This window comes from Aestuariivirga sp. (assembly GCF_046093005.1).
Classification (GTDB): domain Bacteria; phylum Pseudomonadota; class Alphaproteobacteria; order Rhizobiales; family Aestuariivirgaceae; genus Aestuariivirga.
Map to the genome: position 1 here is coordinate 1 of NZ_JBJTER010000150.1, position 12,702 is coordinate 12,702.

The following is a 12,702-nucleotide window of genomic DNA, read 5'->3' on the forward strand; positions in this document are numbered from 1 at the left end:
GCGGGCCCTGAAATTCAGCCGGAACTGACTCAATCAGCGAAATCGCGGAATACGCGGGACACGTCGCCGTTCCAGCCGCCATGATAAAGGGCGAGCAGGTTTTCGGCCGCCGTCTTGCCGGTGGCCACAATCTCATCGAGCGGATCGAGGAAGGCCGCCTCGGTCTTGCCCTTGCAGCCCTGGCGGTTTCTGGCCTCAAGCCCCTTGCGGGCGATCAGCAGCACGTCCGCCGCGATCTCGCAGACCGTCCGTCCACGGATGGTCGCGGCGAGCGCCAGCTTCGGCACGTCGTCGCGCAGCTTCTGGCGCTCTTCCGCCGTCCAGTGCCTGACGAGCTCCCACGCGGCGTCGAGCGACGCCTGGTGATAGAGCAGCCCCACCCACAGCGCCGGCAGCGCGCACAGCCGCCGCCACGGCCCGGAATCAGCGCCACGCATTTCCAGATAGCGCTTGAGCCGCACTTCGGGGAAGATCGTGGTCAGGTGATCGGCCCAGTCCTTCAGCACCGGCTTCTCGCCCATGAGCTGCGGCAGGCGGCCCTCAAGGAAGGCGCGGAAACTCTCGCCCGCGGTGTTCACATATTTTCCGTTGCGCATCACGAAATACATCGGCACGTCGAGCGCATAATCGACATAGCGCTCGAAGCTCATGCCCGGTTCGAAGGCGAAGGGCAGCATGCCGGCGCGCTGGTTGTCGGTGTCGCGCCAGACTTCCGAACGGTAGGAAAGATATCCGTTGGGCTTGCCGTCGAGAAACGGCGAATTGGCGAACAGCGCGGTCGCCACCGGCTGCAGCGCGAGCGACACGCGCAGCTTCTTCACCATGTCGGCCTCGGAGGAGAAATCGAGGTTCACCTGCACCGTGCAGGTGCGGAACATCATGTCGCGGCCATATTTGCCGGTCTTGTCCATATAGGGCGCCATGATGCCGTAGCGGCCCTTGGGCATGACCGGGGTTTCCGCGAGGCTCCAGATGGGTGACGCGCCGAGCCCCAGAAAACCGATGCCAAGCCGGTCACCCACCTCGCGCACCTGCGCCAGATGCTCGTGCACTTCCTCGCAGGTGTCATGCACCGTGGCGAGCGGCGCGCCGGAAAGCTCGAACTGGCCGCCGGGCTCCAGCGACACGCTGCCCAGGCCCTTGGGGTCGGACAGCGCGATGATGTTCTCGCCCTCATAGACGCCGGTCCAGCCGAAACGGTCCTTCAGGCCGTCGAGCAGCGCCTTGATCGAGCGCGCCCCATGATAGGGCACGGGCGCCAGCGTATCGGTGAGGAAGGGGAATTTCTCGTGCTCGGTGCCGATGCGCCACTGGGCCTCGGGCTTCGAACCCGATGCGATCTCCTCGATCAGCTGGGCTTTCGATTCGATGGGAAGGCGCGCCTTCGGCGTGTCGGGTGTGGGTCCGCTCACGAACTGGGTCCTGTCAAAGCCGGAGAAAATGATCCGCTAGCATGTAGGCGGCGGCCCCTGATCGGGCAAGTCAAAGTTTCCCGGCCATCACGGCGCATGCCAGTCGCCGAGCACGGCCTGCATGACCGCCAGGGCGGCGACCGCCGCGGTATCGGCGCGCATGATTCGCGGGCCCAGTGAAATGGCGGTGACGAACGGAAGCGATCTCAGCATCGCCTTCTCGTCCTTGGTGAAGCCGCCTTCCGGCCCGACCAGAACCGCGGCCGGGGCGCGCAGATGTTTCAGGGCGTCGAGCGGATTGGCGATGGCCGCCGTCTCGTCGCAATAGACCAGCGCCCGGCCGGGCTCCCAGGCGGCGATCAACGGGGCAAGCTTTACGGGCTCCATCACGTCGGGCACAAACACCAGATTGCACTGTTCCGCCGCCTCGACGGCATTGGCCCGCATGCGCGCCAGGTTCACCCGCTCGGCCACGGTGCGCTGGGTGATCACCGGGCGGAGCCGCCGCGCGCCCAGCTCGGTCGCCTTCTGCACCACATAGTCGAGGCGCGCGTGCTTGAGCGGCGCGAAGCAATAATCGATGTCGGGCGGCGGCGTCACGTCCGAGAGTTTGCGCTCGCAGCGCAGCGCGGCATCCTTCTTGCCGGCTGGGGCCAGATAGGCGAGCCAGGCGCCGTCGCGCCCGTTGAATGCCTCGACCGGATCGCCCGGCGAAAGCCGCAGCACGCCCGTCAGGTAATGCGCCTGCTCGCGCGGCAGGGCGATCTCGGCGCCCTGGTTCAGCGCGGCATCGACATGGAGGCGAGGGGTGGTCTTCATGGCCCTGCTGATGTACACCGCGCCCATGACTGAAGCCAGCCGCCCTGACGCCCGCGTCGCGGATGCCCTGCCGGACCATTGGGCGGACCGGCTGCTGCCGCCAGCCGCCCGGCCCTATGCGCGGCTGATGCGGCTGGAACGGCCGATCGGCTGGTGGCTGTTGCTGCTGCCCTGCTGGTGGGGCCTGTGCCTTGGCCAGATCGCGCTGGGCGGCGGCGTGCCGAACCCCTGGTATGCGGCGCTGTTCGTGATCGGCGCCATCATCATGCGCGGCGCCGGCTGCACCCTGAACGACATCGCCGACCGCCATTTCGACGGCCAGGTGGCGCGCACGAGGCTGCGGCCCATTCCGGCGGGCCAGGTCAGCGCCGTTCAGGCCTTCGCGTTCCTGATCGTGCTCTGCCTCCTCGGCCTCCTGGTGCTGCTGCAGTTCAACTGGTTCACGATTTTTACCGGCGCGGCCTCGCTCATCGTGGTGGCGGTCTACCCGTTCATGAAGCGCATCACCTACTGGCCGCAGGCGGTGCTGGGCCTTGCCTTCAACTGGGGGGCGCTGGTCGGCTGGGCGGCGCTGCATGGCGGGCTGTCGCTGGCGCCGCTCCTGCTTTATGCCGGCGGCGTCGCCTGGACGCTGGCCTATGACACCATCTACGCCCACCAGGACAAGGAAGACGACGCGCTGATCGGCGTCAAATCGACGGCGCTCAAATTCGGCGACCGGAGCCTGGCCTGGCTCGCCCTGTTCTTCGCGCTGGCGATCCTGCTGATCGACGCGGCGGTGTGGCTGGCTGGCGGCGGCATCATCGCCCATTGCGGGGTGGCGGGCGCGGCACTGCATGCCGCATGGCAACTCGCCCGCTTCGATGCCGATCATCCGGCGCGCTGCCTTGAAGTTTTCCGATCCAACCGCATATTCGGTCTCATCATCACCTTTGGACTCCTGCTGGATTCGCTGCTCACATGACTGACGATCTTCTTTCGCTTGCCGGCGAGGCCATCGCCCAGGCCAGCAAGCTCGGCGCCGACGCCGCCCATGCCGTGGCCGTTGACGGCCGCTCCACTGAAATCTCCATACTCGAAGGCAAGATCGAAAAGCTGGAACAGTCGGAATCGCGCGACATCAGCCTCAAACTCTATGCCGGGAAATCCTCGGCCACCGTCTCAGGCAGCGTGCTGACCGCCGCGGCGATCCGCCGGCTGGCCGAAAAGGCCCTGGACATGGCGCGGCGCGCGCCGCCCGACCCCTATGCCGGCATTGCCGATTCGGATCAGATCGCCCGCGACATTCCCGACCTCGACCTCGCCGCCAATGACCTGCCTGACCCGCAGGCCATCGAAGCCCTGGCGCGGCGGGCCGAGGCGGCGGGTCTTGGCGTTCAGGGCGTGGCCAAATCGGCGGGCGCTGGCGCCTCGCGCTATGAGACCGCGCTGGGCGTGGCGATCTCCAATGGTTTCGCGCAAGCCTACCGGCGCACCGGGGTCAGCGTGTCGATGTCGGCGATCGCCGGCGAAGGCACCGGCATGCAGCGCGACTATGACTATTCCTCATCGGTGCATTTTGCCGATCTGCGCGATCCTGAAACGGTGGGCCGCGCGGCGGGCGAGCGGGTGGTGAAGCGCCTCAACCCGCGCAAGGTGAAATCGCAGGCGGCACCCGTGATCTATGACCGGCGGGTGGCGGGCAGCCTGATCGGCCATCTGCTGGCGGCCATCAACGGCGCCGCCATCGCGCGCGGCACGAGCTTCCTCAAGGACATGATGGGCCAGCGGATCTTCGCATCCGGCATGACCATCGTCGAAGACCCGTTCATCCGCCGCGGGCTGGGGTCGAGGCCGTTCGACGGCGAGGGCCTCGCCTGCCACCGCCGGAATCTCATCGATGATGGCGTGCTCACCGGATGGGTGCTTGACCTGCGCGCGGCCCGCCAGCTCGGCCTTGCGCCCACCGGCCAGGGCTCGCGCGGCGGGCCTTCGACCGCGAATGTCTATCTGCCGGCGGGCCCGCAATCGCCCGAAGCGCAGATCGCCGCCATCGGCCAGGGGCTCTATGTCACCGAACTGCTGGGCTCCTCCATCAACCCGGTGACCGGCGATTACAGCCGCGGCGCATCGGGCTTCTGGATCGACAATGGCGCGCTTGCCTATCCGGTGAGCGAGATCACCATCGCCGGCAACCTGAAGGACATGTTCAAGACCGTCGTGCCCGCCAGCAATCTCGAATTCCGCAGCTCTGTGAACGCGCCCAACTGCCTGGTCGAGGGGCTGACCATTGCCGGTGTCTGAGGCGCTTTCCGCCGATGCCCGGCTGCTGGCGGACACCGTGCGGGAGGCGGGCGCGCTCGGCCTGTCCCTGGCCCGCAAGCCGGGCCTCAGGCGCTGGACAAAGCCTGACGGCTCGGAGGTGAGCGAGGGCGATCTTGCGATCAACGATCTGTTCGCGCAGCGGCTGCGGGCGGCGCGGCCATCCGACGGCTGGCTGTCCGAGGAAACGCCCGACCGGCCGGACCGGCTGGCGCAACAGCGGCTGTGGATCATTGATCCCATCGATGGCACGCGGGCCTTTCTGGATGGCGGCGGCCACTGGTGCGTGGCGGCGGCTCTGGCCATCGGCGGACGCCCGGTGCTGGCCTCAGTCTATCGCCCGGCGGCCGATGAATTCTTCACCGCCATGGCCGGCGCGGGCGCGACGCTGAACGGCGAGCGCCTGACGATTGCCGATGAGGGATCGCTCGCGGGCGCGCGGATCGCCGGCAACCGCAAGGCACTGACCTCGCTTGCGCCAGCCGGGATCGCCGCCGACACCAGCGGGGCGCTGCCCTTGCAGCTGCGGCTCGCCCATGTGGCCGCGGGCCGTCTCGACGGCGCCGTGTAGATCGGCCGCCGCAATGACTGGGACCTGGCGGCGGGGGAACTCCTGGTCATCGAGGCGGGCGGCGCGGTCTCCGGCGTCTCAGGCGAAGGATACGTTTACAACCGCCCGGAGCCATGGCAGCAAGGCCTGGTTGCCGCCGGCGCCAGACGCCATGCGGCGCTTATCGATGCCCTGAGGACGATATGACGAAAGCCCCCAGCGGGAACTCCGGTCAGCAGCTTCTGCACCTCGTGTTCGGGGGCGAGCTCGACAATGTCGATTCGGTCAGTTTCAAGGACCTGGCGAAGCTCGATGTGGTCGGCTTCTATCCCAACTACGCCACGGCCTATGACGCCTGGCTGGTGAAGGCGCGCGAGACCCTCGACAATGCCCAGATGCGTTACTTCATCGTGCATCTGCACCGCCTGCTCGATCCGTCGCGGCCGGGCGCGTGACGGCCACATGATGCCCTGAAGGAACCCGCGGGCAGACATCGCGCCATGACAGTTTCCCCCAATCTGCGCGCCATCCTGGCGATGGTCGCCGCCATGGGCCTGCTCGTCGCCTCCGACAGCTGCATGAAGCTGGGCCTCGCCTATGCGCCGCTGTTCCAGCTGATGGCGATCCGCGGGCTGGTGTCGGTGACGCTGTGCCTCGTGCTGATCGTGGCGCTGGGCCAGGCGGCGCAGCTGCCGCGCATGTTCAACGGCTGGCTGGCGGCGCGCGGCGTGCTCGAAACGGTGGCCAATATCGCCTTCACCTCAGCGCTCGCCTTCGTGGCCATCGCCGATGTCACCGCCATCGCCCAGACTTGCCCGCTCCTGGTGCTGCTCGGCGCCTGGGCGTTCCGCGGCGAGAAGCTGGGGCTCGCCCGGGGGCTGCTCATTCTCGTCGGCATCGCCGGGGCGTTGCTGGTGGCCCAGCCCGGCGCCGGTGCCGCGTCCTTCTACGCCATGCTGGCGTTCCTGACGCCGCTCGCCGCCGCGGTGCGCGATCTTATCACCCCCAACGCGCCGAAGGACGTGCCGCCGCTGGTCGCCACGCTCGCCGTCATGGTGTGCCTCGGCGCCGCCGGCCTCATCGGCATGCTGGCCTTCAACGAGCCGGTGACGCCCGTCCTGCCGGTGTGGCTGCTGATGGGGCTTGCCGGGGCGATGTCGCTTGCCGGGCATCTGCTGCTCTATCTCGCTTACCGCATCGGCCAGGCGCGCACGGTGGCGCCCTTCATGTATTCGCTCACCATCTGGGCGGTGCTGTCGGGGCTTGTCCTGTTCGGCGAGATTCCGAACGCGCTGGCGATTGCCGGCATGGCGCTGATCAGCGCCACCGGGCTCGCCATCATCTGGCTGGACGGCCGCCAGCGGCGGGAAGGCTGAGGCAGGGTTAAAGGCGGCGAGACCGGTTTGAATTGTCACGGAACCATCACCTCTGGTTGGGCGTCACCCCGGCGAAGGCCGGGGTCCAGCTCTCGCAAAGGAAGCTGGATGCCGGCTTGCGCCGGCATGACGGCTGCAACGAGCGACATGATCCTGTTATGGCGCAACATGCTCAAACAAACTCATCATGCCATGGCTTGACCATGGCATCTTGCTGGCCACCCAAGCGGACCCCTGGATCAGGTCAGGGGGTGATGGGAAGGGGCTGCGGCAACCCAGCCAAGCCACGAGGATGGGACACAGGACTTGATAGGTCAGTCCTTTAGATCAGTCCCGCCGCCTGAAGCCTGCCGAGCGGGAAGGCGGCCAGGGCGTCATGCGTCTTCAGCGCAGCGAGGCGGGCGAGGGCGGACTGGCAATCGGCCTGCATCTGCCTGACCAGTTCATCGATCGAGCTGAAGCGCTGGTCGGGCCTGATCAGGTCGATGAACTCGACGAACAGCTGGCGGCCATAGAGATCGCCCGCGAAGCCGATCAGATAGACTTCGAGGAATGTGCGGCCGGTATCGAAGGTCGGGCGGTCGCCGAAATAGCCGGCTCCCGGCATTGCGGCGGCGCCCTTCGCGGCGGCATCGCGCACCCTGACCGCATAGATGCCGCGGAACGGGTCAGCGCCCTTGTCGAGCACGATGTTGAGGGTGGGAAAGCCGATGGTGCGGCCGCGCTGGTCGCCCTTCACCACTTCGCCCAGCACCGTCCAGCGGTAGCCGAGCTCGCGGGCGGCGGCCTGCATGTGGCCATGGCGCAGGGCCTGGCGGATGGCGCTCGACGAAAACGGCGCGTGCTGATCGCCTTCGTCGGTCACCTGCTCGACGATGCTGACGCCGAACCCCAGCTCCTGGCCCAGTTCCGCCATGGTGGCGGGGCTGCCCTTGCGCCCCTTGCCGAAATGAAAATCATAGCCGGTGACCACATGGGCAACGCCCAGGCGCTCCGCCAGGTGGCGGGCGGCAAAGGCCTCCGGCGATAATTCCGCCAGGTCCTTGTCGAAAGGCAGCACCGCCATGAAGGACGCGCCAAGTGCCGCGGCGAGACGCGCTTTCAGCGGCTCCGGCGTCAGCCGGAACACCGGCTCATCGGGCTTGAAATAGCTGCGTGGATGCGGCTCGAAGGTGACGATACCCCATGGCACGCCCAGCCGCCGCGCCTCCGCCGCGGCCGTGGCGAGCAGAGTCTGGTGGCCGCGGTGCATGCCGTCGAAATTGCCGATGGCGGCGACCGCGCCGCGGACCAGCGCGGGACCCGGCCCGGTGCCGTGGATCAGGTGCATGCCCGCCCCGCCATCATTGCCACGCCAGGTCATGGACGGTTGCCACGATGCGGGCGTTAGGCACGGCGCGCCGCACCTCCGCTTCCGCCGCGGCGAGGCCCTGGCCCGCATCGGTGACGCCATCGGCCACCAGCACGGCATCGAGACCGTAGCCGGCGGCGCCGCGGATATCGGTGTCCGGCCCGTCGCCGATCGCCAGCACCTCTGCCCGTTCCACCGGACGCCCGGCCAGCCGCTGGGCCTCCGCGAAGGCCAGATCATAGATCGGCGAGAACGGCTTGCCCGCCATCAGCACCGTGCCGCCCCGCGCCGCATAGAGTTCGGCGAGCTTGCCCGCGCAATAGAGAATGCGATCGCCCTTCTTCACGATCTTGTCCGGGTTGGCGCAGATCATGGCGAGGCCGCGTTGCTTCATCCCGGAGAGCAGCGCCTCATAATCCTCCAGCCGGTCGTTGAGGTCGTCGAACAGGCCGGTGCAGAGCACCGCCTTTGCCTGCTCCAGCGGCACTTGCGCCACGCCGGTGCCGGCATAGATCGAATGATCGCGCGCCGGGCCCAGGTGAAACACCTTGCCGCCGCCATGCGCGATCATCAGCGCCTGGGTGACGTCTCCGGAAGTGACGATCCGGTCATGGCTTTCGGGATCGACGCCGATCTCCAGCAGCTGCCGCTCGACCCCAAGGCGGCTGCGTGGCGAATTGGTGACCAGGATGACCTTGCCGCCGCGCGCGCGGTGCCGCTTCAGCGTGGCCACGGTGACCGGGAAAGGCCTCACGCCGTCGTGCAGCACGCCCCAGATGTCACAGAACCAGACGGGATAGGCTTCGGATAAGCGCTGCATGCCGTGGGGCTTCACACTCAGGCGGCGTTCGCCCGGCGCACCGGCGCGGCGGCGATGCCGGCATCGGCGCGCACCTTGCGCGGCGGCGCGAAATGCGGGCCGTGGCCATAGCGCGCCAGCTTGCTGGCGCTGGCCGCCTGCTGCTGGGTGCGGACGGCGGCGGCTGCGACCTCGATGTTCAGCACCCGGGCGGTCTTGACGAGCCCGGCCCAGGCGGGGACGCTCGCGGCATCGGCTGGGAACGACAGGTAATTGACGCCGAGCTGGCGCAGCGCCGGGAGATCGAGCCCGGCCGGATCGGCGTTGCTGACGCTCAGCAGGGCGCCCGAGCGGGCCAGCCGCGCCAGGTTCTCGATGCCGCCGGCGTCGAGCTGGCCCAGGTCCTGCTGGGCGAGGTCGAAGACGATGCCATCGGTCAGATCGCCGTCGCGGCGGAGAAGCGCCAGGATGCGAACCACCTCCTCGCGCGAGGCGAGCGTGGCGCGGCCCACGGGCACGAAGATCCGGAGGCCGGGGTTGCGCAGCCTCAGGCGGCGCAGCACCGGAACCACCATCTTCACGAGGCGGGCGTCGAGCGAGGCCCTGAGGCCGCCCTGATCCGCCTTCTGCATCACCTCGTCATGGCTCACCGTCTTGCCGCGGCTGTCGGTGAGGCCAATCTGGGCGCGGTAATGGCTGGTGTTGCCGGTGGCGAGTTCGATCACCGGTTCAAGCCACAGGGTGATCTCGTCCCGGCCGCCGGACCGTTCGGCCAACGCCGCGGGTGCAGCGGCGGCGGGCGCCGCCGGAGCAGGCGCCGCCGGAGCAGGCGCTGCCGGGACGGACTGCGCCGGGCGGGCCTGGTGCTGCGCCTTCAGGAGATCGCTCACCTCGCGGCGGAGCGCAGTCATCTCCGCCGCGATCTCTTCGCTGCGGGCCGCCTGGGCGGTGGAGCGCCGGGCCTGCTCTTCAAGGCCCACCAGGCGGGCAATGGCCATCCTCATGCGGGCATCGAGCTCGTCCTGAAACGCCTGCTGGCCGGCCAGCGCCGTGTCCTGATGGGAGAGCCGGACCATGATCATCACGGCGGCCAGCATCAAGCCAAAGGCGAGCATGAGAATGGCGGCGGCCACCAAGGGCCTGCCATCCACCAAGAGAGCCGCGATGCCGGCCGCCACGAGTGGGAAGATCGAAAGCCCCACCAAGGCCGGAACCATGTGCCGCTGCATTCTCAAACCTGCCTTGTCACAAAACGCCGCGCGGAAGCGCCGCGCCACTTTGGAATCGCACGATTTTTGCCAGCCGGGAAGCCCCGTCTTGCCGCTACCAACAGCAAAGGCCGGGGATTTCGCCCCGGCCCCCCGTACCGTCGAGCCCCGCGCGCTCAGGCCACCGAGGCCAGGATCTTCGGCATCTTGTCGGAGAAGATCTCGTCGATCTGGTTCTCGTTGATGATCAGCGGCGGCGACAGCGCAATGGTATCGGCGGTGATACGCACCAGCATGCCCACGTCATGGAAACCATTCTCCATGGCCTTGTAGGCGCGCAAGCCCGGCGAGCCCTCGACCGGCTTCAGGTCAATGGCGGCGACGAGGCCCAGCGTGCGGATGTCCTCGACCATCGGATGGCCCTTCAGCGTGAAGGCGGCATCGGCCCAGACATTCTCCAGCTTCCGGGCGTTCTCGAACAGCTGCTCGTCACGGTAGACATCCATGGTGGCGACGCCGGCGGCGGCGGCCATCGGGTGGCCCGTGTAGGTGTAGCCGTGGAACAGTTCGATGACGTGTTCCGGGCCGTTCATGAACTTGTCGTAGATGCCCTGGCGCACCATGCAGCCGCCCATCGGCACCGTTCCGGAGGTGACCCCCTTGGCGAAGGTGAGAATGTCCGGCGTGACGCCGAAACGCTCGGCGGCGAAGGCGTGGCCCAGCCGGCCGAAGCCGGTGATCACCTCGTCGAAGATCAGCAGGATGCCGTGCTTGTCGCAGAGCTCGCGCAGGCGCTTCAGATAGCCCTTGGGCGGCGGCAGCACGCCGGTGGACCCCGCCATCGGCTCGACGATCACCGCGGCGATGGTCGAGGCGTCATGGAGCGCCACCAGGCGCTCCAGCTCATCGGCCAGATGGCCGCCCCATTCCGGCTCGCCCTTGGTGAAGGCCTGCTCTTTCCGGTTGTAGGTGTGCGGCAGGTGATCGACGCCCGCCAGCATGGCGCCGAACCACTTGCGGTTGGCAACCATGCCGCCCACCGAAATGCCGCCGAAATTGACGCCGTGGTAGCCGCGCTCGCGGCCGATCAGCCGGGTGCGGCTGGCCTGGCCATTGGCGCGGTGATAGGCCAGCGCGATCTTCAGCGCCGTGTCGGCGGCTTCCGAGCCCGAGTTGCAGAAGAAGGCGTAGTTGAGGTCGCCCGGCGCCATGGTGGCGAGCCTGGAGGCCAGTTCGAACACTTTGGGGTGGCCGAACTGGAAGGTGGGCGCGAAATCGAGCTCGGCCGCCGCCTTCTGGATGGCGTTGACGATGGGCTCCCGGCAATGGCCGGCATTGGAGCACCACAGGCCCGCCGAACCATCGAGGATCGGACGGCCGGTCATGTCATAGTAGTGCATGTCCTTGGCGCGGGCGATCATCCGCGGCCGCTTCTTGAAGGCGCGGTTGGGGGTGAAGCCCATCCAGAACGGCTCGAGATTGTTGGGCGAGGGTTCCCATTGGGCGGCGCCTGCCAGATTCAACGGCTTGTTCATGAGTCTCTTCTCCTGCGAGCGATGATCATGGATAGCAGAAACCGCGCCTAAGGGGAAATGCGCCAGCTTCGCCCGTTGCCGGGGGCCAGACCAGGCGGGTAAGTGATTGAATTCCTTATTGCTGAATTTAGTCCTTGACAGCGTGCGGTGTCTGGGGTAAGAAGGCGCAGTCTGGAGAGGTCGCAAGAAGCCGGTGCCGTATCGTGCGCTCCGCCTCTATCCGTTCCCTCTCGCCCTTGGCGGAAAGCGCCTGCAGGATCGCCTGCGCTTCATCGGCCCGGCCGGCTGGCACGAAGAGGTGATCGTGACGCAGAGCGGCGACCACGTTGCAGGCAATTCCCGCGTCGGCCAGCACCGTTGACACCGCAGCGGTGAGCCCGAAGCCGCAAACCGATCAAGCCCTTTCCGCAGAGGGCGCCCGACGACCGCGCCAGCGCGCGGTATTGGTGCGAGTAGGGACCAGCTGTGCCGGGCCTTTGAGTCCGGCATTCGCCAGATGACACATAACGATGTCGGGCGGGCTGGTCGCGATTCAGGGGTACAGGAGTAAATGTCCCGAGCTCAATCCGAACCACACTGGCAGGAACGGCCGCCAGCGGCCAGGCCTTGCCAAGGGCGCAGAACCGCGCAAGTATCAGCGACGCAATTCTGGTCATGCGGTGATTGTTGTCTCGAGCATGATACACCGTTGAACGTAATGGGGTAGACGATGCCGTGGGCTGAGTTAATTGTACTCGCTGGATTTGCCGCCGCAGTTGCTGCCATGTTGCTCGTCACCCAGACCAAGGAACGGGTTTCCTGGCCTGCTTGGCTCATACCCGCAGCCGGCGTGGTCGTGTTCACAATATGGACTGGCTTCGCGATCTTCACGGAGGGAATTTTTGGCTTCTGGCCCGTGGTCATGGGCTCCAATTGGGGAGTACAGATTTGGTTCGACCGCCTCTTCAGCGTCACAGCAGCATTCTTCCTCCTCCAGAACCGCGCGCGGGCGGTCGGCATGAAATCTGAGGCGTGGGTGCTTGCTGTCATCTTCACAGGCAGCATCGGGCTAATGCTGATGTTGGCGCAGACGGTTCAACTCGAGCGCAAAGCCTCGGTCACAAGACGGTGAGCTGGAACATGTTCGCGAAGGCCGACCGACGCCAGCAAGCGGATCACTACATAATCGATGCACTCACGCCGCTCGAGGGTAGCGCGCCCGCCGTGTTCAACCGCGTGTGAGTGTGGGTCCGGATTAGCCTTCTCACCGTTAATGGCGTTTCAGGCCATCCGGTTCTGCCCACCTGTGATGACAAGAATCCCAAGCCATGCGCGATCTGTCCGGCCTTTTCCCTTGCCGGCCCCGAGTGGT

Annotated in this window: 12 protein-coding genes and 1 pseudogene; 6 read left to right on the top strand and 7 right to left on the bottom strand. The window is 67.1% G+C overall.

Going from position 1 to position 12,702, the window contains the following annotated elements; genetic code table 11:
* Positions 1–29: 29 nt before the first annotated feature.
* Positions 30–1,412, bottom strand: coding sequence for a glutamate--cysteine ligase (locus ACKOED_RS12700; RefSeq protein ID WP_408916962.1), 1,383 nt, complete (start codon positions 1,410–1,412; stop codon positions 30–32).
* An 87-nt stretch (positions 1,413–1,499) separates the two neighbouring features.
* Complete coding sequence (locus ACKOED_RS12705; RefSeq protein ID WP_408916963.1) at positions 1,500–2,231, bottom strand: 16S rRNA (uracil(1498)-N(3))-methyltransferase; 732 nt, start codon at positions 2,229–2,231, stop codon at positions 1,500–1,502.
* On the opposite strand from ACKOED_RS12705, the gene ubiA reads away from it, so the two are divergent.
* From ubiA to ACKOED_RS12730, 5 genes and pseudogenes are all read left to right on the top strand, one after another.
* Positions 2,230–3,195 carry a 4-hydroxybenzoate octaprenyltransferase gene (ubiA, locus tag ACKOED_RS12710; RefSeq protein ID WP_408916964.1) on the top strand — a complete coding sequence of 322 codons (966 nt, stop codon included), beginning with the start codon at positions 2,230–2,232 and terminating at the stop codon, positions 3,193–3,195. The two genes, ACKOED_RS12705 and ubiA, sit on opposite strands and share 2 nt — an antisense overlap.
* Positions 3,192–4,514, top strand: coding sequence for a TldD/PmbA family protein (locus tag ACKOED_RS12715; protein ID WP_408916965.1), 1,323 nt, complete (start codon positions 3,192–3,194; stop codon positions 4,512–4,514). The genes ubiA and ACKOED_RS12715 overlap by 4 nt, the downstream gene beginning before the upstream one ends.
* Before the next feature lie 118 nt (positions 4,515–4,632).
* Positions 4,633–5,289 (top strand): annotated as a pseudogene (locus ACKOED_RS12720) (3'(2'),5'-bisphosphate nucleotidase CysQ).
* Complete coding sequence (locus tag ACKOED_RS12725) at positions 5,286–5,537, top strand: DUF4170 domain-containing protein (RefSeq protein WP_408916966.1); 252 nt, start codon at positions 5,286–5,288, stop codon at positions 5,535–5,537. Before ACKOED_RS12720 ends, ACKOED_RS12725 begins: the two are co-directional and overlap by 4 nt.
* 45 nt (positions 5,538–5,582) lie before the next feature.
* Positions 5,583–6,458, top strand: coding sequence for a DMT family transporter (locus ACKOED_RS12730; RefSeq protein WP_408916967.1), 876 nt, complete (start codon positions 5,583–5,585; stop codon positions 6,456–6,458).
* Positions 6,459–6,780: 322 nt separating this feature from the next.
* Here ACKOED_RS12730 and ACKOED_RS12735 read toward each other — a convergent pair whose 3' ends face one another.
* From ACKOED_RS12735 to ACKOED_RS12755, 5 genes are all read right to left on the bottom strand, one after another.
* Positions 6,781–7,821, bottom strand: a complete 1,041-nt coding sequence (locus ACKOED_RS12735; RefSeq protein WP_408916968.1) for a bifunctional riboflavin kinase/FAD synthetase — start codon at positions 7,819–7,821, stop codon at positions 6,781–6,783.
* Entirely contained in the window at positions 7,802–8,629 is an 828-nt protein-coding gene (locus tag ACKOED_RS12740; protein WP_408916969.1) for a TIGR01459 family HAD-type hydrolase, read from the bottom strand. The genes ACKOED_RS12735 and ACKOED_RS12740 overlap by 20 nt, the downstream gene beginning before the upstream one ends.
* Positions 8,630–8,646: 17 nt before the next feature.
* On the bottom strand, positions 8,647–9,825 hold the full coding sequence (locus ACKOED_RS12745) for an EAL domain-containing protein (RefSeq protein WP_408916971.1): 1,179 nt from the start codon (positions 9,823–9,825) through the stop codon (positions 8,647–8,649).
* A 167-nt stretch (positions 9,826–9,992) separates the two neighbouring features.
* The gene (locus ACKOED_RS12750; RefSeq protein ID WP_408916972.1) at positions 9,993–11,351 is read right to left on the bottom strand and encodes an aspartate aminotransferase family protein; all 1,359 of its coding nucleotides are present in this window, start codon (positions 11,349–11,351) and stop codon (positions 9,993–9,995) included.
* 127 nt (positions 11,352–11,478) lie between these two features.
* A complete protein-coding gene (locus tag ACKOED_RS12755; protein ID WP_408916973.1) occupies positions 11,479–11,706 on the bottom strand; it encodes a hypothetical protein in 228 nt (75 codons plus the stop codon).
* A 408-nt stretch (positions 11,707–12,114) separates the two neighbouring features.
* Between ACKOED_RS12755 and ACKOED_RS12760 the strand changes: the two genes are divergently transcribed.
* On the top strand, positions 12,115–12,462 hold the full coding sequence (locus tag ACKOED_RS12760) for a hypothetical protein (RefSeq protein ID WP_408916974.1): 348 nt from the start codon (positions 12,115–12,117) through the stop codon (positions 12,460–12,462).
* Positions 12,463–12,702 lie beyond the last annotated feature (240 nt).